We start from the raw sequence: 24,312 nt of genomic DNA, 5'->3' as shown, positions 1-24,312 counted from the left end.
CAGCAATGGTTGCCGTTCTGTTTTGAATGGCAAAGGATTTCAGAGCGCTGCCAGACGCGAATCCGCCGTCTTGTCGAATGCCTTCTGCAAGCCGGAATCACGGTCATAGACATCGCCATAATAGCGAATCTGGCCACTCGCATCCGGCCATGCCGTGAAGTAGGAGATATAGACGGGAACCGGCTCCTTCACCTTGATGCCGCGTTCGTTCTTGCCGAAATACTTGTCCAGATCCTGCACGGTTGTTCCCATGACGGCAGCGGCCATGTCGCGCGGACGTTCCAGACGGATGCAGCCGTGGCTGAGCGCCCGCATGTCGCGGCTGAAATAGGACTTGGCCGGAGTGTCGTGCATGTAGATGTCATGCGAATTGGGAAACAGAATCTTCAGTTCGCCCAGCGCATTGTCGAGGCTCGGCTTCTGCCGAATGCCGACATGGGCCTTGCCTGCGGCAACCGCGCTCCAGTTGACGGCGCTGGCCGAAACCTTCTTGCCGTCGGCATAAACCTCATAGCCGTTGCGGTCGAGATAGCTCGTGTCCCGCATGACCTTCGGCAGCATCTCGTTCAGGATGATGGAGCGCGGAACGCCCCATGACGGGTTGAAAACGACCGTCTGCACCTTGTTGTAGAAGAAATAGGTCTGGTGGCTCGGAGAGCCGATGACCACATTCATGGCCAGCTTTTCTTTTCCATCCTCGAAATATTCCGCACGGTAAGCCGGCTGATTGACCATCACGTAGCGCGTGCCGAAATCATGCGGCAGCCAGCGCAGGCGCTCCATGGAATAAAGGATACGGTCGCGCTTGATGGAGGACTGCTCGCCCTGAAGGGCAGAAAGCGTATTGCGGCCAATGACGCCATCCGGCGTGCTGCCGGAAAGCTTCTGGTAGTCCTTGATGGCCGCAACCAGTTCCGGATCGTAAACGTCGCCGTTGGCATGTGCGTCCAGCACCTGCCTGTGCTCTGCCAGATAGCTGGCGGGCGCATGTCTCGAAATGAGGGCGACCACCTTGCCAAGCTGCGGGTTGGCATCGCCCGGCTTGATGACGCCATTCAGCGAGATGCGGATCGGTTCGGCAGAGGGCGGCTCGGTATTCGCCAGTTCGCTCTTCAAGGCCGCATATTGCTCGTTGTCCGGCTGGAAGCCATGCAGGTAGGCAGCCGGATCGCTTTCCGACGCCAGTTTTTCGAGAACGGCTTTCGGATCGACGCGATTGCGCGGCAGGTCGTGGAAACCGCTGAGGCGGTCGGCGATGACCCGCCCCTCGCCTGCGTCGATGGCATAGCGCAGAGCGCGTGCAGACATGCGGATTTCAAATTCTGCAAGTTTCTGCTGGCGCTCGGCTTGGGCGGAAGCATCGAAAGTATCAGCCGGAATCGTGACCGCATATTCGTCGGGATTGAGCCCGTCTTCATCGGCACGGGCAAAGAAAGCAGCGACGTCCTTGGCGCGGTCCAGCACCTTGTCATCCGCCGACCACATGAAGCTGCGCTTGTTGGAATAATAATCGACGATAGCCTGCGCTATCTCTTTCTCCGCCTTGACGTTGACGGACTTCAGATAGTCGACAGCCGCATCGAATGCACGCTGGCCCGGGGCCTCCTCATGCATCTTCGGGCGGATCGGCGACATGCCCGATGTCAATGGATCGACCGTGGCAGGTTCGGTGGCCGCCGTGACGCCCATGTCGAGCGCGCTGAAATCGACATTGACCAGAGCATCGGGCTTGTAATCGTAAATCTGCGGGCCCTTCACCGTCACGCGCTGGGCTGGCGGAAGGCTGCGCGCGGCCGTGTTCGGCGTGGAAGGACGCGGAGCAGCGACTGCTTTTGGCGTCGCAGCTTTTGGAAGCTCCGGCTGGGGTGCAATCTGTGGCGCCTGCTGCTGGCGGCGCTGCTGAAAAAGCTCCAATAACGAATTCGCGGCTTCAGCCTGCGCCGTGGGGAGAAACACCGAAGCTGCCAGAGCCAGCGCCGCTGCGCGACGGATAGTTAGTCCGCGCCCAGCGCTGCTCTTCTCATCTGTCTGCGAGTGTCTGGGAAACTGCATTTCAAACCGCCCAAATTGATGCGTTCGCTGAACAAGCGAATCCGTCCGAATCTCGCACGTAGAATTTACCAATCTCGTATAGAAACTTTTAACGCTAATGCTTCGGGAAGCAATTTCGCGTTCCACACCTATCACAATTGTTTGAGGCACCATCTTGGGAGACCGACCCGGATTGCCCTGATGAACAAAGTGACGCAGTGGCATCCATCCCGCATCGCGCTAAAAGCCCCTCAGACTTTGGTTCCGAAGCTGTCTTCGGGGCTTCGATCAACCTATCGCGCGAGCCGGAACGGTGACCATTTCCGGCTGGCGCAGCTGGCAAGCAAGCGAGGTACCGCGATGGCAGAAGCAAGCGCCGCCGATCTTTTCCCTCTTGGCGAAGACGACACCCCTTACCGCAAGCTGACTTCGGATCATGTTTCTGTCGATACGTTCAAGGGACAGGAAATCCTGACGGTTGACCCGGAAGGGCTTCGCCTGCTTTCGGAAGCGGCTTTTGCCGATATCAACCATCTGCTGCGCCCCGGCCATCTTCAGCAGCTTGCCAGGATTCTCGAAGACCCGGAAGCGACCGATAACGACCGGTTCGTTGCCTACGACCTCCTGAAAAACGCCAACATCGCCGCTGGCGGCGTGCTACCCATGTGTCAGGACACCGGCACGGCCATCATCATGGGCAAGAAGGGCCGCCGCGTCTGGACTGAAGGCGGCGACGCCGATGCGCTGGGCGCAGGCGTTCTCGACGCCTACAACAAGAAGAACCTGCGTTATTCGCAGCTGGCACCCCTGTCGATGTTCGAGGAAAAGAACACCAAGAACAACCTGCCCGCGCAGATCGATATCTATGAAGAAGGCGAAGACGCCTACAAGTTCCTTTTCGTCGCCAAGGGCGGCGGTTCGGCGAACAAGACGTTTCTCTATCAGGGAACGCCATCGCTCCTCACCCATGACCGCATGATCGATTTCCTCAAGGACAAGATCCTGAGCCTCGGCACAGCCGCCTGCCCGCCTTACCATCTGGCGATCGTCATCGGCGGCACTTCCGCCGAGATGAACCTGAAGACAGTCAAGCTCGCCTCGACGCGCTATCTGGACAGCCTGCCGACCAAGGGTTCGGAAACCGGGCACGCCTTCCGTGATCTCGAAATGGAAGCTGAAATCCACAAGCTCACGCAGTCGCTCGGTGTCGGCGCACAGTTCGGCGGCAAATATTTCTGCCATGACGTGCGCGTCATTCGCCTGCCTCGCCACGGCGCTTCGCTGCCGATCGGCATTGGCGTTTCCTGCTCTGCGGATCGTCAGGCCAAGGGCAAGATCACCAAAGACGGCATCTTTCTGGAAAAGCTGGAAACCAACCCGGCCAAGTACATGCCGGATATTGACGAGGAAAAACTGTCGTCGCATGTGGTCAAGATCGACCTCAATCAGCCGATGCAGGACATTCTCAAGGAATTGTCGAAGCACCCGGTCAAGACGCGCCTGTCGCTCTCCGGTCCAATCATCGTGGCGCGCGATCTGGCGCATGCCAAGATTCGCGAGCGGCTTGAAAACGGCGAAGCCATGCCGGATTATTTCAAGAACCACCCGATCTATTATGCAGGCCCGGCCAAGACGCCTGCCGGGTATGCCTCCGGCTCGTTCGGCCCGACCACGGCTGGCCGCATGGATTCCTATGTGGACCAGTTCCAGTCCTTCGGCGGTTCGATGGTGATGCTCGCCAAAGGCAACCGTTCGCGCCAGGTGCGTGAAGCCTGCGGCCAGCACGGCGGCTTCTATCTGGGCTCCATTGGTGGCCCGGCTGCCCGTCTGGCGCAGGATTGCATCAAGAAGGTCGAGGTCGTCGAATATCCGGAACTCGGCATGGAAGCGATCTGGCGCATCGAAGTGGAAGATTTCCCGGCCTTCATCGTCATCGATGACAAGGGCAACGATTTCTTCAAGGAGCTCAATCTGGGCTAGGCAGTTCAAGCAAGAGACAGAAAACAAGGGCGGCGCGAGCCGCCCTTTTCGTTTCAGGCGTTGGCCCCACCGTCGACAGTGAGCAAGGCTCCCGACACGAAGCGTCCTTCCGGGCTGGCAAGCCAGGCGACCAGACTTGCAATATCGTCGGGCGAACCAAAGCTGCCGGTAGCGATGCGTTCGCGCTGCTGTTCCGCATGGTCGCCTGCTGCCGGATTCATGTCGGTATCGGTCGAGCCGGGGTGAACGACATTGACCGTGACGCCTTGGGGGCCGAGATCGCGCGCTAAACCTTTCGTCAGACCGATCAGCGCCGCCTTGCTTGCCGCATAAAGGCTGATGCCCGGCCAAGGCACGCTTTCGGCGAGATTGGAGCCGATGGTGATCACGCGTCCGCCATTACCGAGATGCGGAGCGGCCGCGGAAACGGCGGCAAAGACAGCGCGGAAGTTTACCGCCATTACGTCATCGAAATCGGCAAGCGTGACCTGTTCCAGCGGGGCTGCGTGCCATATGCCCGGCGCTGTTGACCAAAATATCCAGACGGCCGAATTCCTTGACGGTATTTTCGATGGCCGCTGCAATCTCGCCGGCATCGCGATTATCGGCCTTCAGCGCCAGTGCCTTGCCGCCATCGGCCAATATCCCGGAGACCACGGTGTCGGCCTTTTCCTTACCATTCACATAAGTGATTACGACTGCCGCACCATCTTTCGCGAGCCGCCGCGCAATGGCGGCTCCGATGCCACGGCTTCCGCCAGTGACGAAAGCAACCTTCCCGTTCAGAGCTTCTGCAGGCATGTCATTTCCTTTCTGTATCGATTGATAAATAATTGCTGACAGGCTTGCGCTGAGCGGTCAAGCGATTTATTTATTGATCGATACAGAAAGGAGGGAGCGTGGCAGACAAAGGACGCCCCCGCAGCTTCGACCGCGAGACAGCGCTGCGTGCTGCAATGCTCAAATTCTGGGAAAAAGGTTTTGATGGCGCGTCGCTGGCCGACCTGACAGCCGCCATGGGCATCAATGCTCCCAGCCTTTATGCAGCTTTCGGCAGCAAGGAAGGGCTCTATCTTGAAGCCCTCACCCTTTATTCCGGCGAAGTCGGGGTGGAAATATGGTCGACGCTGGATAAGACGCCGGAGGTCCGCCGGGCATTCGAGCAGTTTCTCCACGCCACTATCGACGCTTACTGTCAGGAATCGGTGCCTCGCGGATGCATGATCGCACTGGATGCGCTGCACCGCACGCAGTCAAGCGACAAGGTCTGCACCGTGCTGCGCAACTGTCGCCACGCCAATATCGAAATCTTGAAAAAGCGGCTCGAACGCGGCATTCGCGACGGCGACATAGCCATGTCGGTCAACTGCGAAGCGGTGGCAACCTTTTATGCAACGGTACAGAACGGCATGTCCATTCTTGCGCGCGACGGTGGAACGCGAGCAGACCTTACAGCAGCGGCGCAGGGCGCCATGGCAGCGTGGGACAAACTTGTTCCCGGCGAAGCACGATCAGGCGACGAGCCTTAACCCCGGAGCATCATCAAGATAATCCGCCACGATGGACGCTACTTCCGCACTTGCGATGATGCGGCGATGGCCAAGGCCGTCGGCCCAGCGCACCGTGACATGGGAGCCAGCTTTGCCAACCATTTCCGCGCAAATGGCGGGAACTTCCTTGTCGTCATGCGCATGAACGACCAGCGTCGGTATCGTCATGCGGCGCAGGAGCACATCGGTATCGAAATCCATGATCGGACGCGCCGCGATGTAGCGGACCTGCTCCTTCATGGCGTTACGCGCATCGCGGCCAAGCCCGAGCACTTTGCCGAAACCGTCGAAAACGCCCGCCATCGAGTGCGGAGAGGCAATCGTCACCAGCTTTGCCGGGCGGTGTGACCCGTAGCAACCGACGGAACCCGCCGCCGCATTGATGATGACCGCGCCGCCGAACGAATGGCCTATCATCGCGTCGAACGGGCCGTACTGCCGCCACGCAACATCGACGGCGGCGATTGCCTGTATCATGTTGAGCGTGTGGCCCGCGGATGCACCATGTCCCGGCAGGTCGAGGGAAACGACCCGTTCGCCGCGTGCGACAAGCTCGCGAATGATCGTCATCATGTCGGCAGTGCGCGATCCCCATCCATGGACGACGAGCGAGGTCCTCCCCGCCGGAACCTTCGGCTCGAACAGATAAGTCGCGATCAACCCGCGATCGATAATCAGATCGAGCCGCTTTGCCTGGCCGAGTTCCGTGTTCGCTTGTTGAAGGCGCGCCGCATAGGCCTTCGTCTTCGGCTTGCGGCTTGGCGTCCGACAGAAAATCCTGAATGCCGCGCGGCCCGCCTTCTCGGCATCAATGCGTCCGAGCACACCCAGGCCGAATCGCGTAACCTGCAAAGAGAACGATGTCATGACAGGGCCTCAATTATGTTCAATCCTGAACAAATAATTGTACAAGAATGAACAAAATGCAAGACGAGACTCAAAAACTGCCGTGGGATAATCCCCGCTTCAAGAACTGGATTGCCGTCGCGCGCGCCGGCAAGGCGGTGGAACGCGCCCTCGCCCAAGGGCTGTCGACCTTCGATCTGAAGATCGCGGACCTCGATGTACTGATGAATATCTATCGCCATCCCGGCGAATCCCAGCACGATCTTGCGCGCCGCATTCTTGTCGGGCGTTCAAACATCACCATGCTGCTGCCAAAGCTGGAAAAGCGTGGCTTGCTGGTGCGCGAAGGCGATCCTGCTGACAAGCGTGTGATGCGCCTGACCCTGACCGCCAAGGGCGAAAAGCTGCTGGGACACGCGCTGACGGTCTATACGGAACTGATCGACCGCGTCATGGCGCAGTCGACAGCCGCGCAATGCAACGCGATGGGCGACGTGATGCGCCGCATCTGCGAAATGCTGGAGAAAGAATAGGTCAGCGGTCCCGCTTGAGCCCCTTCCCGGCAAGCTCATCGAGATAGGTTTGCCACAACGTCTCCTTCTCGGAGCCGAGCTTGTGGAGATAGGTCCACGAAAACAGGCCGGTGTCGTGCATGTCGTCGAAAGTTATTCGAACGGCGTAATTGCCGACCGGCTCGACCTTCATGATTTCAACATTGCGCTTGCCGCCAACCGTCACGCGCTGTTCCGGCGAATGGCCCTGCACTTCTGCCGAAGGTGACAGCACACGCAGCAATTCGGCGGTCAGCTCGAATTTCTGGCCATCATCGAATGCCACCGTCAGCAGCCTGCGGTCGTGCGAAACGCGCAATTCGGTCGGCCAGACTTCGCTCATAACCATTCTCCAGCTTGGATATTCGCCAGCTTTGATAGGCCCCGCGTTAAAATATCGCAATAGGCGCGATCATTATTGAAAGAGCTTCGTGCGCGCGAAACTGGACAATGAAGTCCGCAGGTCCTATCTCTAGGGAAACGATGCGGACATTCTTCCGCAGCAAGCGGAAACAACGGCTTATGATACACACAAACCAAGCCCAGCCACTTGTTTCCCCGACTGGACCCATGATCGATCCTTTCGGGCGCGCCGTTACCTATCTTCGCGTTTCGGTTACGGATCGCTGCGATTTCCGCTGCACCTACTGCATGGCGGAACATATGACGTTCCTGCCCAAGAAGGATTTGCTGACGCTCGAGGAACTGGACCGGCTTTGCACCGCCTTTATCGACAAGGGTGTGCGGAAACTGCGACTGACCGGCGGCGAGCCTCTGGTGCGCAAGAACATCATGCACCTGATCCGGCAGCTTTCGCGCCATCTGAAATCAGGTGCGCTGGATGAACTGACCCTCACCACGAACGGATCGCAGCTTTCACGCTTTGCCGACGAACTGGCGGAGTGCGGGATACGCCGTATCAATGTCTCGCTGGATACGCTCGACCCTGAAAAATTCCATCAGATCACCCGTTGGGGCGATCTGCCCCGCGTTCTTGAGGGGATTGAGGCTGCACAGCGTGCGGGTATCCGCGTCAAGATAAACGCGGTCGCACTGAAGGATTTCAACGAACATGAAATTCCTGAACTGATCCGCTGGGCGCATGGCCGAGGCATGGACATGACCCTGATCGAAACAATGCCGATGGGCGAGATCGAGTTCGACCGCACCGACCAGTATCTGCCGCTGTCGCAGGTAAGGGAAGACCTGTCGCGTCAGTTCACGCTATCGGACATTCCGTACCGCACGGGCGGCCCTGCCCGCTACGTGACGATTGCCGAGACAGGCGGGCGGCTTGGTTTCATCACGCCGATGACCCATAATTTCTGCGAAAGCTGCAATCGTGTCCGGCTGACCTGCACGGGGATGCTCTATATGTGCCTCGGCCAGAACGACGATGCCGATCTGCGCAAGGCGCTGCGGGAAAGCGAAAGCGACCTGCTGCTCGGCCAGGCGATTGACGAAGCAATTTCGCGCAAGCCGAAAGGGCACGATTTTATCATCGACCGCGATCATAATCGCCCGGCGGTTGCGCGCCACATGAGCCTTACCGGCGGTTGAGCCGCCTATACTTGAAAAGCACAAATCACCTGAAATAGTTGTCGCGAGATCGACTTTAAAACGGTATGCAATCCAAGGCTCAGGCCTAAACCGGATTCTGTATCGTGCCGCAATCAGCAAATTTTCGTGCAAGTATTTTCATGCTTCTCGCCATGGGGACCTTCACCATCGGCGATACGATCACAAAATATCTCCTGACCGAGATGAACAGCGGGCAGTATATGCTGGTCCGCGGCATATTCGCGACGGCGCTGATCGGTTTGCTGGCTTGGCGCCACGGCGCGTTGCGCAATCTTTCGCTGGAGAGGATGACGATCCTGCGTGTTGTGGGCGAAGTCGTCGCCACGATCACCTATATTTACTCCCTCGGTCATCTCTCGCAGGCATTCTGTTCCGCCGTCTTTCAGGCAACGCCGCTTGTCGTGACGCTCGGAGCGGCGCTCTTCCTGAAGGAAAAAGTGGGCTGGCGTCGCTGGTGCTGTATCCTTGTCGGGTTGGTAGGCGTCCTCATCATCATCCGGCCTGGAACGGATGGCGCGGCGAGCCTGGCCGCTGTCGCCGTGCTTCTCGCCAGCGTGTGCTTTGCCGCCACACGAGATATTGCGACACGCCGGGTGCCGGCGCATGTGCCAACCCTCTTTCTGTCGACCTTGACCGCAGGCGCGATAACATTGACGGGCGGCGCGCTGACAGTTCCCATGGGCGGATGGCAGCCACTCGGGATGACCGCCGTCGGCGCCATGGCCATTGCGGCCGTTTTGCTTCTCGTTGGTTATCACTTCATCATTCTGGCGATGCGCGAAGGCGAAGTTTCGTTCGTTTCACCGTTCCGCTATTCGAGCCTGCTCTGGGCGATCGGCCTCAGCACTTTGATCTTCGGCGAAGCGCCTGACATATATACGATCATCGGATCTATTCTGGTGGTCGGAAGCGGCGTCTACATGGTCTATCGCGAAAACGTATTGAAGAAGCGCGAACGCAACAAGAGCACGCTCGCGACGATCCCGACCGGCGTGGAACCGTCATGATTGCAGGGGCCATCATCGCCGGGGGGCTTTCCAGCCGCATGCAGGAAGGTGGCGTTGCGGGCGACAAGTTCCTTCAGCCACTCGACGGCGACCGCTCTATCATTGCCCATGTCATCACGCGCATCAGCCCGCAGGTCGAAACTCTCGTTGTCAATGCGAACAGCGATGATCCCCGTCTGACCAATCTCGGCGTACCGATCCTGAAAGACCTGCCTTCAACACATGGCGGTCCACTTGTCGGCATCCTGTCGGCGTTGATCCAGGCGCGCGGGGCTTCCCTTTTACTGACAACGGCAGCCGATACGCCGTTCCTGCCTCACGATCTCGCCGGACGCCTTCTTTCGCGTCGAAATGAAAGCGGAGCGCGTATCGTTCTCGCCAGTTCCCTTGACCGGGTGCATCCCATTTTCGGCCTGTGGGAAACGGGGCTGGCGGATGAACTGTCCGCTTGGCTCTCCGAAACGAACAGGGCGAGCGTCCTTGCGTTCGCTGAGCATATAGGTTTTGAGACCGTCGATTTTCCGCTTGCCTTCGCCGGCGATAGTCCGGAAACATATGATCCGTTCTTCAACATCAATCGGCCCGACGATCTTGTCGCGGCCCGAAAACTGGCTGAGTCGATGGAATGAACCAGAAGCTTTTCGGCATTACCGGCTGGAAAAACTCCGGCAAGACAACAATGACCGAACGCCTGGTGACATGCCTTACCGCCCGCGGGTACCGTATCGCCACGATCAAGCATGCCCATCACAATTTCGACATCGACCATGAAGGAACTGATTCCTGGCGGCATCGAAAGGCGGGAGCGGCGGAAGTTGCCATAGTCTCGTCGCAGCGCTACGCGATCATGCATGAGAACCTGGGCGAAGAAGAGCCTTCCCTGCGTGAGATTGCCGCCAAACTTGCACCCTGCGATCTTGTTCTGGTCGAAGGCTATAAGCGCGAAACACACAAGAAAATCGAGCTGCGTCGGCAGGGAAGCCATGACGGGCCCGCGCTTTCCCGCGACGATCCGACTATCCTCGCCATCGCCAGCGACCAGCCCCAACCCGACGAAGCAGTGCCCGTGTTCGACATCAATGATATCGAGAAAATAGCCGATTTTATCGAAGGCGAGATGGCGCTTTGAGCAACTCCCTAAATTTTATGGTCAAAATAGCGATTTCCATTATAACAAGACAAAAACATGCAGAAAATGCAGACGAATTCACTCTCAAGAGACACAATTTAATTACACGGACCATCTTGCCAATCGTCTAAAAATGGTGGGAATATCGCCGACAGACCTGATGGTGGAGATGGAAGCGCGAAAAAATATTGCGCATGATCGGCTCAACCATCTATTGGTAGGGACAGGGGGAATCCGCTGCCAAACGTGCAATTTAAAGTTACACGGTCGTGAGTGCCCCTTAAGCGGCTGAACCAGAAGAAATAATCAGGGAACCAGCCAAAACAAACGAGAGGACTGAAAATGCGCGTATTGAAGCGTATCGCCACTGCAGCATCGGTAGCAGCACTGGCAATCACAATCGGCAGCATGGCTGCTGGCGTTGCCAATGCAGAAGAACCACTCAAGCTCAAGATCGGCACCGAAGGCGCCTATCCGCCCTTCAACTTCATCAATCCGGACGGCACCCTCTCGGGCTTCGACGTCGATATCGCCAAGGCGCTCTGCGAGGAGATGAAAGCCGAGTGCGAATTCGTTACCCAGGAATGGGACGGCGCTATTCCTGCGCTTCAGGCAGGCAAATTCGACGCCTTCATCGCATCCATGTCCATCACGGACGAGCGCAAGAAGCAGGTCGACTTCTCCAATAAATATTACAACACGCCTCCCGGCATTGCGGCTCCCAAAGACACCGACATCAAGGGTGTGACCAAGGAAGACCTCGCAGGCAAGACCATCGGCGTGCAGGTTTCCACCACGCACTCCAACTATTCTGAAAAGACCTTCACCGACAGCACGATCAAGGCCTATCCGACGGCAGAAGAATATCGCCTCGATCTCGCCAATGGCCGTCTCGATGCCGTCAACGACGACAGCGTGACGCTTGCCCAGTGGCTGAAGTCTCCGGATGGGGCTTGCTGCAAGATGGTCGGTACGTTCCCGCCAGTCATCGAAATCCATGGTCCGGGCGCTGGCGTCGCCTTCAAGAAGGGCCGCCCCGAACTGGTTGAAAAGTTCAACGCAGCCATCAAGGCCATCCGCGCGAACGGCAAATACAAGGAAGTCAACGACAAGTACTTCGACTTCGATGCTTATGGCGCTGAAAACTAATCCAAATTGATAGACATGCGCCGGTTTGCGTTTTGGCAAACCGGCGCAAAACATTTGTACGGGCATGCCGCACAAGCCTCGCCGGGTTGATGCCCGCAGGCGATAAAAAGCACAGGCAGTTGCCTTCAGGAAAAAGAATAGGCGCATGGAACATTACGCCACTTTGTTGAGTTTCGGCCCGGACGGTTGGGGGGCAAGCATTGCCTGGGGCCTTCTGGTTACCGTCTCGCTGGCCCTCGCAACACTTCCCGTCGGTCTCGCACTTGGATTTCTGGTTGCCGTCGGCAAACAATCCAGCGAACCCTCGATACGGCTGGCAGCAAACATCTACACGACGATCTTTCGTGGTTTGCCTGAGCTTCTGACCCTCTTTCTCGTTTATTTCGGCGCATCGCTGGGACTGCAGCGGCTCTTGAGCCTGTTCGGCGTCGAAGCCAATGTCGAAATCAATGCGTTCGGCGCGGGTATGGTCGCGCTGGGCTTCGTCTTCTCATCCTATTCGAGCGAAGTCTTCCTCTCGGCATTCCGCGCCATCCCGCGCGGCCAATATGAAGGCGGTTATGCCGTCGGCCTGTCGCACTGGCAGACCATGCGCAAGGTCATCCTGCCGCAGCTGATCCGCATCGCCCTGCCCGGTCTGGCCAATCTGTGGCTGGTGCTTCTCAAGGATACATCGCTGGTTTCCGTCATCACCTTGTCGGATATCCTGCGGCAGACCTCCATCGCGGCGCGGGTGACCAAGGAACCGTTTCTGTTCTTCGGCATAGCCTGTCTGCTCTATCTGGTTCTCGCAATCATCTCGTCCTACTTCATCGACCGCATTGCCCGCTGGGCCGATGCAGGCGCCAACCGTTCGCGAGGTGCATGACATGAGCCAGACGGTTTCCAACACGACAGTCCCGGTGATGGCCCCGCCGCCAGTGGTAAAGCAATGGACGCGAATGCGCGTCGCAGGCCACGTCATCGTCGCTCTATGGTTCCTTCTCTTCGCCGGCCTTGCGATCTATCTCTATAACGCATGGCGCGTCGATCTGTTTGAAACCTACGGGCCGCGCTACTGGTCCGGTCTTCTGATCACGCTGAAGCTGGTCGCTGTCTCTATCATCATAGGCGCCCTGATTTCGCTGCCAATCACGGCCGCGCGCATGTCCAACAATCGATGGCTTCGCGGACTTGCCTTCGGCTATGTCTATTTCTTCCGGGGCACTCCACTGCTCGCGCAGACATTCCTTATCTATTACGGTTTTGGCACCTTCCGTCCGTTTCTCGAAAGCATCGGGCTTTGGGTGTTTTTCCGCGATGCATGGAATTGCGCGATTCTGGCGTTTTCGCTCAATACGGCGGCTTATCAGGCTGAAATCCTGCGCGGCGCCATTCAGAGCGTGGCCCTCGGCCAATGGGAAGGCGCCGCGGCTCTTGGCATTTCAAAGCGTGTGACCTTCTGGAAGGTCATTCTTCCGCAGGCGCTTATCGTGGCGCTGCGCCCTTACGGCAACGAAATCATCCTGATGATCAAGGGATCGGCCATTGTCGCCATCATCACCGTGCTCGACCTGATGGGCGAAACGCGCCGCGCCTATTCGCGGACCTTCGATTTCCAAACCTATCTCTGGGCAGCGGTCATCTATCTGGTGATCGTCGAATGTCTGCGGCACGTTTGGGATTTTCTCGAACGACGACTGACACGTCATCTTGTTCGCTAGAGATCACTAAATAGGCATAAGGCAAAATATCGTCCCCGGAAGTCTTGCGACTTTCGGGGACGATCTGTTTAGAATGCATTTTTCCACAGTAATGCAACAGGCTGAGTCATGCTGAAAATCTGGGGTCGTATCAATTCCACAAATGTGAAGAAGGCGCTCTGGATAGCGCGGGAACTTAATCTCGACTATGAGCAGATCGACGTGGGCGGCCAGTTTGGTGGCCTGAAAGATCCCACTTATCTTGCGCGTAATCCGAACGGGCTGATTCCGTTGCTGGAAGACGGCGACACTGTGTTGTGGGAATCCAATACCATCACCCGTTATCTTGCGGCGGTCTATGGCAAGGGAACGTTCTGGATCGAGGACCCCGCCAGGCGCGCGCAGGCTGAAAAGTGGATGGATTGGGCCTCCACCTCCCTGGCCTCCAATTTCAGCGATGTCATCAAGCATCTGATCCGGTTGCCGGAAGCGGAACGCGATCCGGCTATTCTGGAACGCGGTCTTCTGGGGCTGGCTCATTCGATGCAGATTGCCAATGACGGCCTCAAGGATGCCGCCTGGTTTTCGGGCGACAATTTCGGCATTGGTGACATTCCCATCGGTTGCTATGCCTATGCGTGGTTCGAGTTTCCCATCGAGCGTCCCTCCCTTCCGCGGCTCGAAGACTGGTATGACCGTTTGAAACAGCGTCCGGCCTATCACGCGGCCGTTATGACGCCTCTCACCTGATTGCTTACATCTATCCAGAGGAATGAACGAATGACGACACCCGCTAAAGTCGCCTTTCTGGGTTTGGGCGTCATGGGCTATCCCATGGCCGGACATCTCAAGAACAAGGGCGGTCACGACGTCACGGTTTATAACCGCACGACAGCCAAGGCCGAAAAATGGGCAAGGGAATTCGGCGGCAGCTTTGCTGCCACGCCCGCCGAAGCCGTTCGCGATGCGGATTTTGTTTTCGCCTGTGTCGGCAATGACGATGATCTTCGCTCCGTCACTACCGGCCCGGATGGCGCATTCTCGACCATGAGGAAGGATGCGATCTTCATCGACAATACCACGGCCTCCGCGGAGGTTGCCCGCGAACTGGACGCCGAAGCGCAAAAGCGCGGCTTTCACTTCATCGATGCGCCTGTCTCCGGCGGGCAGGCAGGTGCCGAAAACGGTGTACTGACGGTCATGGTTGGAGCGCCGGAAGCTGTTTTTGAGCGCGCCAGGCCCGTAATAGATGCTTATGCGCGCATGGTCGGCCTCATGGGTCCGGTCGGCTCGGGCCAGCTTGCAAAGATGGTCAACCAGATCTGTATTGCCGGTCTCGTTCAAGGGCTGGCGGAAGGCATCCATTTCGGCAAGAAGGCTGGTCTCGATATCGAAAAGCTGATCTCGGTAATATCCAAGGGGGCAGCGGGCTCCTGGCAGATGGAGAACCGTTCCGGCACCATGAACCAAGGCAAATACGATTTCGGCTTTGCGGTCGACTGGATGCGCAAGGATCTTGGCATCTGCCTAGAGGAAGCGGACCGCAATGGCGCGCTTTTGCCGGTTACGGCTCTCGTGGACCAGTTTTACAAGGAAGTGCAGAAGATCGGAGGCAACCGCTGGGATACGTCATCGCTGCTTGCACGGCTTGAACGGTCCTGAGCCCAAGCGGTTTCCAACAAAAAGCCCGGCAACGCCGGGCTTTTTTCGTGTCTTATATGTCGAGCTTAGAACTTGGCCTTCGCAGTGAGTGACAGGGCACCAACGAAATCATTTCCGAATTCGCCCTTGGAGCCTGTGGCATTGCGCGTACCAGCAATAACGGTATCGTCCAGTTCACCCGAGGAAAGCCAGCCAGCAGCACCAGCCAGACGAACCTCAAACTGATCGTTTGGCTTGTAGTTCGTGCCGAGACCGAAGAGCCAGATGTCTGTCTGTGAAGTCAGGCCCGTGCTGGTGCCACGATCCCAGGTAACGGTCGCAGCAGCCGACCATTGGTCGTTGAACTTGTGACCGACGCCACCGCTAACCGTCCAACCATCCTGATAGTAAAGGTTCAGGCTAGTGATTTTGGTTCCCTGACGAACGACCCTGCTATCCGCGGAATTAAAGTCCACAGAAGTAATGCTCGACCAGTCGGTCCACTTGACCGAACCGAAAGCAAGCCAGTCTGGAGCGATACCGGTCTGGAACCTGAATTCCACCGACTGAGGTGTAGAAACGTCGCTTTCAACGTTGATCGGTATGCCGCGACCTGTCAACCGATCGAGCGCCAGATTGTCGATGGTGCCTTCGAGGTTATATTTGACTTTCGACTGATAAACGAGCGTTGCGCGCATCGCATATTCTGGGATTTCGTAAGCGGCACCAAGACGCCAACCCACCGACTGATCTTCAACATCCAGAGACGCTACGCGGAACGAGCCGCCAAAGGCTGAACCCGGAGGTATCATTCGGGTCTGTTCGCCCTTGAGCTCCTGATAGCTCACGCCACCCAGAATACGGAAATAGCTCTTCTCTCCAGCTGCAAACCGATAGGAGCAGTTTACACCATAATCGTTGGAGGAGATTTTCTGTTCAATCGCGGTGAACATTCGCACGGTATCGACGCCGACATCCGTCTCGATACCCCAAGGCTGGCGATATTGAGCCGCACAAGCGAGATCATTGGTAAGATCGAACTTGGCCGAAACTTTTGGAACCCAATAGCTCTTCGCTTCATCGACTTCCGTCTCGTAGGGGCGACGGGTAATCGGATTGATACCGCCTGTCGAGGCGCCGACCAAAGAGCCGCCAATATTCTTCAACTTGCGCTGAGGAGCCACAAAGGTGCCGGTCGCCTCAACGGCATTGCCTTGTTCAAAAAGAATATCGAAATCCTGCGAGCCGCGCTCGAAGCCGCCCGCATTGGCAGCGACCGCGCTTCCGAGGAAAGCTGCGACCATCCCTGCCATTTTCACGCGCTGTACACTCATAAATGTCCTCCCACACAGCAACGGTATTAACGTTGACGAAAACGTAAATCAGGAAGGATTCAGCCCGCAAGATGCATTAATTTGGATTAGCGTTATGGAACTTTCGACGCATATGCGGAAAATGGCTAAAACACCGATCTTATCGCCGTTTCATTAGTAAAATTAGACCAAGCACATGGCAAAACATGCCTGAATCGGCCAATTTTCGGCCGCTTTTTCGCCTTGTTGCGAAAGCGCAACATTGCTCAAAAACAATCGAAACGCCAGTTCGATCACTCCCTCTGCCGCTTGAAACGCGCCGAAATGCGACTACCGCGCAACAAAACACCCGACAGCGGAGGCTGCCGGGTGTTTGATTCGACCGAAATCTGTTTTCTTACGTCAGGTCAATTCAGCCTGCATCACGGATGCGTGACTCGGCCGTTGCCACACGCTGCGCGGCTTCCTTCAGTTCCGCAAGCCGCTCACGCTCCGCTTCAACGACTTCTTCACGCGCATTCGCAACGAATTTCTCGTTGGAAAGCTTTTTCTCGATGCGATCCATTTCGGCGGCAATCTTGCCAGCTTCCTTGGCGAGGCGTGCGGATTCCGCCTTCAGGTCGATCAGATTGCCAAGCGGGATGCAGATTGTCGCCTCACCCAACAGCATCTGTGCCGAACCTTTTGGAGCCTGTGCCTCGAACGAAACGCTTTCGACACGCGCAAGACGCTTGATCGCAGCATCGTGACGGGCAAAGCGGTCGATACTTGCCGCATTCGCATCCAGAACGACAACAGGAGCAATCGCCCCAGCAGGCACATTCATTTCCGCGCGAACCGAACGAATCCCGGTGACGAGATCAACCAGCCAGTTGATGTCAGCCGCTGCTTCCTCGTCCTCGAACGACAGTTCCGGCCAGGCTGCAAGCGCCAGCACCGTATCGCGCTTCTGCCCCTCGCCTGCGGTCAGGGTCCAGAGTTCCTCCGTCATGAAAGGCATGAACGGGTGCAGAAGCTTGTAGATCTGATCGAGGCAATAGGCTGCAGTGGCCTGGGCTTCAGCCTTCGCAGCTTCATCGTCGCCCATGAAGATCGGCTTCAGCAGTTCCAGATACCAATCGCAGAACTGGTTCCAGACAAAACGATATGCAGCGCCCGCTGCTTCATTGAAGCGATAGTTGTCGATGCCCTCGGTGACGGCGCGCGTGGCCTTGGTCAGCTCCGTCAGTATCCAGCGATTGACGGCAAGCCTGGCGTTTTCCGGCTTGAAACCGGCGTCGAGCTTTACGCCATTCATCTGCGCAAAGCGCGTCGCATTCCAGAGCTTGGTGCCGAAATTGCGATAGCCTGCAATACGAGCCGGATCGAGCTTAACGTCACGCCCCTGTGCGGCCATGATCGCAAGGGTGAACCGCAGCGCGTCGGCGCCGTATTCGTCCATCAGCTCCAGCGGATCGATGACATTGCCCTTCGACTTCGACATCTTCGCGCCATGCTTGTCGCGAACCAGAGCATGCAGATAAACCGTATGGAACGGGATTTCCTCCATGAAATGGAGACCCATCATCATCATGCGGGCAACCCAGAAGAACAGGATATCGAACCCGGTAACCAGAACGCTGGTTGGATAATAAGTTGCGAGTTCCGGCGTCTTGTCCGGCCAGCCGAGCGTCGAGAACGGCCACAGCGCAGACGAAAACCATGTATCGAGAACGTCGGTATCACGCTCGAGCACAACATCTTCGCCATAGTGGGCGCGCGCAGAGGCCTTCGCCTCTTCTTCGCTCTTTTCGACAAAGCATTTGCCGTCCGGGCCATACCAGGCCGGGATCTGGTGTCCCCACCAAAGCTGGCGCGAGACGCACCACGGCTGGATGTTTTCCATCCAGTCGAAATAGGTCTTTTCCCAGTTCTTTGGAACGATCTGCGTGGTTCCGTCGCGAACAGCTGCCATTGCAGGCTTGGCAAGTTCGGCAGCGTTCACATACCACTGGTCGGTCAGGTAGGGTTCGATCGGCACGCCACCGCGGTCACCGTGCGGAACGGCGTGCGTGTGGTCCTCGATCTTTTCGAGATAGCCGCGCTCGTCCATCAATTCGACGATGCGCTTGCGAACCGCAAAGCGATCCTGCCCATCCAGCTCGTTGATGAGCGCCTTCAGTTCGGGCGTCAGCTCAAGGCCTTCCAGGAAGTCATTGTTGCCCTTGAGCGTAACTGCGGCCTCGGGCGTCAGGATATTGATGGCGCGCAGATCGTTGCGCTTGCCGACCTCAAAATCGTTGAAGTCATGCGCAGGCGTAATCTTGACCGCGCCAGAACCGGCTTCCGGATCGGCATAATCGTCTGCAACGATCGGAATGTGGCGACCGACGAGCGGGAGCACCACGTCGTTTCCGACCAGAGCATGGTAACGCCCGTCCTTCGGGTTGACCGCGACACCGGTGTCGCCCAGCATGGTTTCCGGCCGCGTTGTCGCCACGACGATGTAAGTGTGCGGGTTTTCCGGGTCGAACGGGACGTTCTCAAGCGGATAACGGAAATGCCACAGATGGCCTTTCGTTTCGCGAGACTCGACTTCAATGTCGGAAATCGCCGTCAGCAGCTTCGGGTCCCAGTTGACCAGGCGCTTGTCGCGATAGATGAGGCCCTGCTTGTAGAGCGAGACGAAAACTTCCAGAACCGCGCGCGAAAGCCCTTCGTCCATGGTGAAGCGCTCGCGCGACCAGTCACACGAGGCACCAAGACGGCGCAGCTGGTTGGAAATCATGCCGCCCGATTCAGCCTTCCACTGCCAGATCCGTTCGATGAACTTCTCGCGGCCCATGGCATGACGGTTTGGTTCCTGCCGTTCAGCCAGCTGGCGCTCGACAACCATCTGGGTTGCAATGCCTGCGTGGTCCATGCCGGGCTGCCACAGCACATTCTTGCCGCGCATTCGTTCGAAGCGGACCATGATGTCCTGGATCGTGTTGTTGAGCGCGTGGCCCATATGCAGCGATCCGGTGACGTTCGGCGGCGGAATAACCACGGCAAACGGATCGGCTCCCGGCTTCGCGCCTGCACCCGCCTTGAATGCACCCGCTTCTTCCCAGCGTTCAGCAATTTTCGGCTCTATCGCCGCGGCGTCATAGGTCTTCTCAAGCATGGAATTATCCGGTCTTTATGCGCGATGAATGAATTGAAGGCTCAATAGCAACTAACAGCTGACAAATCACTTTAAAAGTGACCGCGCCTCCGTCGGTCATTCTAAAAGTGAAAACCCGCCTGCTGCACAGACGGGTAAGATTTCAACGGATCGGGCCGGTACGCTTATCGCTCGCCGCGTACCACGCGCTCGATCTCTTCCCGCACAAGCCGCTCGACGAGCGTCGGCAAATTGTTGTCGAGCCAGTCCTGCAGCATCGGGCGCAGCAGTTCCGCAGCAATATCGTCGAACGAGCGGCGCGGTTCGGCCCTGACCGCATGATTCAAATCCTGAAACGCAGCAGCTACCTGACGTTCAGCGATCTGCGACAACATATGGGCAGAAGGCTGCGGCTTTGCAACGGCTTCTGTAACCGGGGCGGCAGCCTTGGGCTGGACAGGAACTTCCTGCTCGATTTCCGCATCGGGTTCCGGTTCCAGCAAGGTATCGACCGCCTTTGCAATCTCCGCCTCAACCGAAAGGTCCATTTCTTCCAGCGAAATATCCGTTGCGGCGGGCTGTTGCGGATGTGCCAGAGCCTCGGGGTTGGAATGATCGTCATTCTCGGCGTTGAGAACAACTTCATCCTCGTCCTCGGCCTCGATTGCCGGTTCGGGCGCTGGTGGCACCGGCTCGCTGATCGGGCCGCGCAATGTCGGTTCGTCCTGGAACACATTGCGCATCATTGCGGGCCTCTCCGGCTGCGCAACGGGTTGCTCGGTGACAGGACGACGGAACTCGGCAACCTCTCCGCGAACCTGAGATGCCATCGGCGCGGGCTGGCGGGTGACATCGCTGTCTTCAATGATCCTGCGGATGGACGCGAGAATCTCTTCCATCGACGGTTCACGTGCTGCGCTGGATGTCTGTGCCATGGCTAATCCGCTTTCCTGTATTGCGACATTGTCTGCAAAAGACAGAGAATCAATGGATTAAGGGTAGCGGACGATCCCCCGTTTGAGAATCCCCGCACAGGACACGGGCTCTCAAACTCACAGCTTTATGGATTTGTTAAGGATTGACGATGCCGCGAGATCCCGAATCGACGGCAAAATAAAAGGCACCCGAAGGTGCCTTTCAATTCTCATTCAACACAAAGGATCAGCGGCTGTCCGGCGTGCGCAGGCCGAACCACTTGTCCTTGACGGCGTTGTAGTGCTCTTCCGGCTTGTACTCGGCAACCTGCAGTCCCATCTGGGTGGCGGTCATGCGACCGGTCGCGTTCAGGAGCGCATAGCTGGCAACAATGACGTTACGCTCGGATTCGACCAGAGCGATCTGCGCCGTGATGAGATCGTTTTGCGCATTCAACACATCGAGCGTGGTGCGCTGCCCCACCTTGCGTTCCTCGATGACGCCATCGAGAGCAAGCTGTGCGGCAGAAATACCGTCCCGATTTGCCTTGACCGACGCGCGGGCAGCTTCAAGCTGCGACCACGCCACACCGATTGCCTGCCGAACCTGATCGCGAACCACATCGACTTCGATACGCGCCTGACCAAGTTGCTCCTTGGACTGGCGGACCTGTGCCGAAGTGCGGCCACCGGTATAGATCGGAATGCTCACACCAACACCGATGGAAGCCGAATTACCATCGGTCTGCGAACCGCCCTCACCGGCATAAGTATCGAGGCGGCTGGCGCTTGCCGTAAGCCCGACGGAAGGAAGCAGAGCGCCTTCCCTGGCCTTTACGTTATATCCGGCAGCGTTGACGGCGTACTGCGTCGCGAGGATGCCCGGGTGGCCAGCAATCGCAATGGAGAAGGCCTGATCCGGAGAGGCCGGCAGATTCTTGGCCGCCGCAGCCGCTGCAAGCTTGTCCGGCTGAACGCCGATCACCTGCACATAGGTTGCTTCTGCCGACTTGACATCCGCACGTGCAGAATTGAGCGCAGCAACCGCATTCGAGCGGCTGGCGTCTGCCTGGGCAACGTCGGTGCGCGTACCCTCGCCCACGTCGAGGCGAGCGCGGGCTGCACGAACCTGTTCGTTCAGGGCTGCGAGGTTGCGTTCACGCAGGGCCGCGATCTGGCGAGCTCGATAGACATCCATATAGGCGGTCACCGCCTCATAGAGTCTGTTTTGCTCTTCATTGCGGAGGTTCTCGCGCTGGGCAAAGACCTGTGTCTCGGCGGCGGCGACATTGTTCTTGGTTTGAAATCCATCGAACAGCATCTGATTCAGCTCAATGCCGAATGTGCCTGTCGTACGATATCCCCGGCTTGAAGGGGTCTTGCCGCGCCCTACGTTATAAGAACCCGTAATCTGCGGGCGATAACCGGACTTGGCAATCGCCACGCCTTCATCCGTAACGCGGACGCCTGCGCGGGAGTAGTTCAGGTTAGCATTGTTCTTGTAGGCCTTGACGAGAGCGCCGGTCAACGTCTCCGAGAACGCCGCCTGCCCCGTTAAAATGGTGCCAGACAACAATGCTGCGGCCGCTACCAGTCCTTTGCACGTTTTGAACACCGGGTACCTCATTATAAGAACAAACGAATCCAACTATCGAACCGATTGGTTCGGGCAAATCCTAATAACCTCTAAATTCGGTTATTTCCATTGCCCCCGCCAGAGCTTGCACAAACAAATTCCACAGCGTTGCAGAATTGTATCATCCGCTAAAATTAAAACTCGAACTGCGGAATCCGTTCAAAGCCCGGTAGCGGACGAACCGCAGTGTTGAACACACCGCGTCCTGATGCAACACCATTTTCTTTAACGTAAATCCGCGCAACTCCGGCATTCCCGCGCCCTTCAACGGCAACGAGACGTCCGCCGTCCCTCAACTGGGCGAGAAGTGCGTCCGGGATGAAGTCGACGGCGCCCTCAATGACGATCACGTCATAAGGTGCTTCCGAAGGATAGCCTGCCTGCAGTTCGCCTGAAACGATCACAACATTGTCATAGCCCAATTCTGCGAGACGGGCAGTGGCAGCAGCCGACAATACGGAATCACTTTCGAGGCCGATGACCGAACCGGCCAGCTTGGAAAGGATGGCGGCGGAATATCCGGTGCCGCAGCCGACATCGAGAACGACGTCCGTGTTCTTGATGCTTGCGAGCTGCACCAGCTTGGCGAAAGGCGAAGGCTCCATCAGATAGCGAGGCTGCTTGCCTTCGCTTTCAAGAAGCTGGTCTTCGTCAATATAGGCAAGGACCTGACGTGCCGCCGGAACGAACGCCTCACGCGGGACGGTCAGGAAAGCATCGATCACTGCCAGATCGGTTACGTCCGTCGTGCGGATCTGGTTGTCGACCATCTTTGTGCGAAGATCCTGGAAATCGGCTGCCATAGCCCTAAACCCTTCCTTATCGCGAAGTGCGATGTTTCATGCCATCGGAGCGCCCTGCATCCTGCCGGAGCACCATAAACGAGATTTGCCGTTGATGTGGCAAAAATCGCGGGTCCAGTCAATGAAACACAGCATTTGCGGCATTTATGCTCACTGTTACCCGATCAGAGCGCCGGGAGTTCACCGGGCGCGCCCGAGGTCACTCCATATGAGTGCTACGGCGCGTCGGGACATGAAAATGGCGGAAAGCCCTTCGCTTCCCGGCATCTGTTCTCGACGCACAGCCTAGCCGGAACTGCATCATGCTTCCGGGGATGGCTCTATCTTCTGCAGCGCATTGAAACAAGCGCAGCCGAAATCACATTATTGAACGTTTGCCGCTGGAAACCCGGCTGCAGCCAGGGCGGAGAGCACTCTATCCTGGGGAACGTTGCCGCCGAACTCGACTTCCTTCTTTTCGAGGTCGATTTCGATGGGCGCCGTTGCATCAAGTCCGCGCAAGGCGGCTGTAACGCTATCGGCGCAACCGCCACATTTCATCTTGGGAATGGAAAACTTCATCAAATCAGTCACTCCTTCTAGGGATGGCCATAAGATGGAGCTTCCCATCGTGGCAAGGTCAAGGGCCTTTTTGACATTTCGATTCAAGGCGCTTCGCAGGTCTCCGGCACGCTTTTTTCCAGTTCCAGCGGGGACTTGGTGAGCGAGCCCGTCATGATCTGCATCGACTTGAAGGGCGGATCCTCCTGCATGGCAGGATTTGTAAGGTGAATCGTATAACAGCCTGTAAAGACTTCCTTCTTGCCATCCGCCGTTTCCGCTTCGATGGCCACCGGCTGGCTCCAGTAAATCTGCCCCGCCCCCGGGTCGGGATCGGTCTTTCGCAACGCCACCTTCACGCTCTTGGTGTTTTCATAACCTTTCAGGAAGGTCTTGAAGTCCGGTTCCCGTCCCTCTTCGGAATAATAGCCATAGGCCCGCGCATATTCCTTGCGGTTGATCGCATTGTAATAGGATTCGATGAGCGCCTGTGGAGTGGAACGATCGTCGCGATAGTCCGGAACCGTCACGCCTCCCGCGGCGTCCTGCGTCTGTTCGGAAGGCTTGGTTTCCTGAACTGGCTCGGGAGCATTATCGTGCTTTTCCTGGACATTTCTCGGCGTTTCTTCAGGCGCGCCCTTCGGCGGATTCTGCGCCAGGGCGCCTCCGGCTGCAAAGCCTGCTGCCCCTGCACCCAGAAGGCCGATCACGGCAGCGAGCATGAGAGGTTTCATCCGGTCATTCGACATACGCTTCTCCTCTTCCGAGCAATATTTTGCAGAGCGCTTCGGGACGCTCCCGATTTGGTGTATTGCAGTAATGATGTTACAACACT

The 24,312-nt window shown here is 57.4% G+C and carries 22 protein-coding genes and 1 pseudogene; 12 read left to right on the top strand and 11 right to left on the bottom strand.

Annotated elements, in window-relative coordinates; genetic code table 11:
- Window positions 1–39: 39 nt before the first annotated feature.
- The gene (locus OINT_RS05280) at window positions 40–2,052 is read right to left on the bottom strand and encodes a L,D-transpeptidase family protein (RefSeq protein ID WP_006466746.1); all 2,013 of its coding nucleotides are present in this window, start codon (window positions 2,050–2,052) and stop codon (window positions 40–42) included.
- A 339-nt stretch (window positions 2,053–2,391) separates the two neighbouring features.
- Here OINT_RS05280 and OINT_RS05275 point away from each other — a divergent pair, with 339 nt between their 5' ends.
- Entirely contained in the window at window positions 2,392–4,011 is a 1,620-nt protein-coding gene (locus tag OINT_RS05275) for a fumarate hydratase (protein WP_025091462.1), read from the top strand.
- Window positions 4,012–4,064: 53 nt separating this feature from the next.
- On the opposite strand, the pseudogene OINT_RS05270 reads toward OINT_RS05275, so the two are convergent.
- Window positions 4,065–4,812: pseudogene (locus tag OINT_RS05270) on the bottom strand (SDR family NAD(P)-dependent oxidoreductase).
- A gap of 98 nt (window positions 4,813–4,910) precedes the next feature.
- Between OINT_RS05270 and OINT_RS05265 the strand changes: the two are divergent.
- Window positions 4,911–5,540 carry a TetR/AcrR family transcriptional regulator gene (locus OINT_RS05265; RefSeq protein ID WP_006466742.1) on the top strand — a complete coding sequence of 210 codons (630 nt, stop codon included), beginning with the start codon at window positions 4,911–4,913 and terminating at the stop codon, window positions 5,538–5,540.
- On the opposite strand, the gene OINT_RS05260 is transcribed toward OINT_RS05265, so the two are convergent.
- The gene (locus OINT_RS05260; protein WP_006466741.1) at window positions 5,523–6,428 is read right to left on the bottom strand and encodes an alpha/beta fold hydrolase; all 906 of its coding nucleotides are present in this window, start codon (window positions 6,426–6,428) and stop codon (window positions 5,523–5,525) included. The two genes, OINT_RS05265 and OINT_RS05260, sit on opposite strands and share 18 nt — an antisense overlap.
- 47 nt (window positions 6,429–6,475) lie before the next feature.
- Between OINT_RS05260 and OINT_RS05255 the strand changes: the two genes are divergently transcribed.
- The gene (locus OINT_RS05255; RefSeq protein ID WP_006466740.1) at window positions 6,476–6,940 is read left to right on the top strand and encodes a MarR family winged helix-turn-helix transcriptional regulator; all 465 of its coding nucleotides are present in this window, start codon (window positions 6,476–6,478) and stop codon (window positions 6,938–6,940) included.
- A gap of 1 nt (window position 6,941) precedes the next feature.
- Here the strand turns inward: OINT_RS05255 and OINT_RS05250 are convergent, their stop codons facing one another.
- A complete protein-coding gene (locus OINT_RS05250) occupies window positions 6,942–7,301 on the bottom strand; it encodes a gamma-butyrobetaine hydroxylase family protein (protein WP_022568836.1) in 360 nt (119 codons plus the stop codon).
- Window positions 7,302–7,480: 179 nt separating this feature from the next.
- Between OINT_RS05250 and moaA the strand changes: the two genes are divergently transcribed.
- From moaA to OINT_RS05205, 9 genes are all read left to right on the top strand, one after another.
- On the top strand, window positions 7,481–8,518 hold the full coding sequence (moaA, locus tag OINT_RS05245) for a GTP 3',8-cyclase MoaA (protein WP_077684254.1): 1,038 nt from the start codon (window positions 7,481–7,483) through the stop codon (window positions 8,516–8,518).
- Between the two features lie 140 nt (window positions 8,519–8,658).
- The gene (locus OINT_RS05240; protein ID WP_031345994.1) at window positions 8,659–9,546 is read left to right on the top strand and encodes a DMT family transporter; all 888 of its coding nucleotides are present in this window, start codon (window positions 8,659–8,661) and stop codon (window positions 9,544–9,546) included.
- Window positions 9,543–10,175 (top strand): molybdenum cofactor guanylyltransferase, encoded by a 633-nt coding sequence (gene mobA, locus OINT_RS05235; protein WP_006466736.1) that lies wholly within the window; start codon window positions 9,543–9,545, stop codon window positions 10,173–10,175. The genes OINT_RS05240 and mobA overlap by 4 nt, the downstream gene beginning before the upstream one ends.
- The gene (mobB, locus tag OINT_RS05230; protein WP_006466735.1) at window positions 10,172–10,675 is read left to right on the top strand and encodes a molybdopterin-guanine dinucleotide biosynthesis protein B; all 504 of its coding nucleotides are present in this window, start codon (window positions 10,172–10,174) and stop codon (window positions 10,673–10,675) included. The genes mobA and mobB overlap by 4 nt, the downstream gene beginning before the upstream one ends.
- Before the next feature lie 342 nt (window positions 10,676–11,017).
- On the top strand, window positions 11,018–11,824 hold the full coding sequence (locus OINT_RS05225) for an ABC transporter substrate-binding protein (RefSeq protein ID WP_006466734.1): 807 nt from the start codon (window positions 11,018–11,020) through the stop codon (window positions 11,822–11,824).
- A 145-nt stretch (window positions 11,825–11,969) separates the two neighbouring features.
- On the top strand, window positions 11,970–12,692 hold the full coding sequence (locus OINT_RS05220; RefSeq protein ID WP_006466733.1) for an ABC transporter permease: 723 nt from the start codon (window positions 11,970–11,972) through the stop codon (window positions 12,690–12,692).
- A gap of 1 nt (window position 12,693) precedes the next feature.
- Window positions 12,694–13,527: an ABC transporter permease gene (locus tag OINT_RS05215; RefSeq protein ID WP_039852559.1), complete on the top strand. Its 834-nt coding sequence runs from the start codon at window positions 12,694–12,696 to the stop codon at window positions 13,525–13,527.
- 108 nt (window positions 13,528–13,635) lie between these two features.
- Window positions 13,636–14,256 carry a glutathione S-transferase family protein gene (locus tag OINT_RS05210; protein ID WP_006466731.1) on the top strand — a complete coding sequence of 207 codons (621 nt, stop codon included), beginning with the start codon at window positions 13,636–13,638 and terminating at the stop codon, window positions 14,254–14,256.
- A 30-nt stretch (window positions 14,257–14,286) separates the two neighbouring features.
- A complete protein-coding gene (locus tag OINT_RS05205; RefSeq protein ID WP_039852556.1) occupies window positions 14,287–15,168 on the top strand; it encodes an NAD(P)-dependent oxidoreductase in 882 nt (293 codons plus the stop codon).
- Between the two features lie 65 nt (window positions 15,169–15,233).
- Here the strand turns inward: OINT_RS05205 and OINT_RS05200 are convergent, their stop codons facing one another.
- From OINT_RS05200 to OINT_RS05170, 7 genes are all read right to left on the bottom strand, one after another.
- Window positions 15,234–16,259, bottom strand: coding sequence for an OmpP1/FadL family transporter (locus tag OINT_RS05200; RefSeq protein ID WP_080556942.1), 1,026 nt, complete (start codon window positions 16,257–16,259; stop codon window positions 15,234–15,236).
- Window positions 16,260–16,872: 613 nt separating this feature from the next.
- The gene (locus tag OINT_RS05195) at window positions 16,873–19,605 is read right to left on the bottom strand and encodes a valine--tRNA ligase (RefSeq protein ID WP_006466728.1); all 2,733 of its coding nucleotides are present in this window, start codon (window positions 19,603–19,605) and stop codon (window positions 16,873–16,875) included.
- A gap of 164 nt (window positions 19,606–19,769) precedes the next feature.
- Entirely contained in the window at window positions 19,770–20,519 is a 750-nt protein-coding gene (locus tag OINT_RS05190; protein WP_006466727.1) for a PopZ family protein, read from the bottom strand.
- A 226-nt stretch (window positions 20,520–20,745) separates the two neighbouring features.
- Entirely contained in the window at window positions 20,746–22,125 is a 1,380-nt protein-coding gene (locus OINT_RS05185) for a TolC family outer membrane protein (protein ID WP_039852554.1), read from the bottom strand.
- Between the two features lie 143 nt (window positions 22,126–22,268).
- Complete coding sequence (locus OINT_RS05180; protein WP_006466725.1) at window positions 22,269–22,937, bottom strand: protein-L-isoaspartate O-methyltransferase family protein; 669 nt, start codon at window positions 22,935–22,937, stop codon at window positions 22,269–22,271.
- Window positions 22,938–23,300: 363 nt separating this feature from the next.
- Window positions 23,301–23,501, bottom strand: a complete 201-nt coding sequence (locus OINT_RS05175) for a heavy-metal-associated domain-containing protein (protein ID WP_077684256.1) — start codon at window positions 23,499–23,501, stop codon at window positions 23,301–23,303.
- An 80-nt stretch (window positions 23,502–23,581) separates the two neighbouring features.
- Complete coding sequence (locus OINT_RS05170; protein ID WP_006466723.1) at window positions 23,582–24,226, bottom strand: hypothetical protein; 645 nt, start codon at window positions 24,224–24,226, stop codon at window positions 23,582–23,584.
- Window positions 24,227–24,312 lie beyond the last annotated feature (86 nt).

Origin of the sequence: Brucella intermedia LMG 3301 (genome assembly GCF_000182645.1) — a bacterium.
Classification (GTDB): Bacteria; Pseudomonadota; Alphaproteobacteria; order Rhizobiales; family Rhizobiaceae; genus Brucella; species Brucella intermedia.
This window is presented reverse-complemented; position numbering and strand designations above follow the sequence as displayed.